Annotated in this window: 1 protein-coding gene; it reads right to left on the reverse strand. The window is 69.2% G+C overall.

What is annotated here, in order from left to right; genetic code table 11:
• Window positions 1–1,177, reverse strand: a 1,177-nt coding sequence (locus Csp2054_RS17570) for an alpha-hydroxy acid oxidase (protein ID WP_141399323.1), incomplete at both ends; no start/stop codon positions are given.

Here is a 1,177-nt window from a genome sequence, read left to right on the forward strand (position 1 = left end):
GGGGTGAGTCGTCGGAGTTGGGTGACGTGGGCGGGTTCGAGTTCGTCGAGGGAGGCCACGCCCAGCAGCCGCATGGTGCGTTCGATCTGGTCGGAGAGGATCTGGATCATCCGGTCCACGCCGGCCTCACCACCGGCCATGAGCCCGTAGAGGTAGGCCCGGCCGACCAACGTGAACCTCGCGCCGAGCGCGACCGCGGCGACGATGTCCGCGCCGGACATGATGCCCGTGTCCAGGTGCACCTCCGTGTCCCGCCCGACCTCCTTCACCACGGACGGCAACAGGTGGAAGGGCACGGGGGCGCGGTCCAGTTGCCGGCCGCCGTGGTTGGACAGGGTGATCCCGTCGACCCCCATCGACGCCAACCGTTTCGCGTCCTCCAACGACTGCACACCCTTGACCACGACCTTGCCCGGCCACTGGTCGCGGATCCATGCCAGGTCCTCGTAGGTGACGGTCGGGTCGAACATGTGATCCAGCAGCTCCCCGACGGTGCCCGACCACCGGTCCAACGACGCGAACGCGAGCGGTTCCGTGGTCAGGAAGTCGAACCACCACCACGGCCGCGGGATCGCGTTCAGCACCGTCTTCACCCCCAGCTGCGGCGGGATCGAGAACCCGTTGCGCTTGTCCCGCAACCGAGCACCCGCGACGGGGACGTCGACCGTGACCAGCAGCGTGTCGAACCCGGCGCGAGCGGCCCGCTCGACGAGCGCCATGCTCTTGTCGCGGTCCTTCCACATGTACAACTGGAACCAGTTCCGCCCGTGCGGGTTGACCGCCTGCACGTCCTCGATCGCGGTCGTGCCCATCGTCGACAGGCTGAACGGGATCCCCGCCCGGCCCGCAGCCCGCGCACCGGCACGCTCACCCTCGGTCTGCATCATCCGGGTGAAGCCGGTGGGGGCGATCCCGAACGGCAACGCCGTCGGACCACCCAGCACCTGGCGGGACGTGTCGACCCGTGATACATCCCGCAGGATCGACGGGGTGAACTCGATGTCCTCGAACGCCTGCCGGGCACGAGCCAACGAGATCTCCGCCTCGGCGGCACCCTCGGTGTAGTCGAACGCGGCCCGCGGGGTCCGCCGCGCCGCGATCGCCCGCAGGTCCCAGATCGTCAACGCCGACTCCAACCGCTGCCGCCGACCCGGCAACGACGGCTTCTTGAACTGCA

It is taken from the genome of Curtobacterium sp. 'Ferrero' (assembly GCF_002412165.1).
Taxonomy (GTDB): Bacteria; Actinomycetota; Actinomycetes; order Actinomycetales; family Microbacteriaceae; genus Curtobacterium.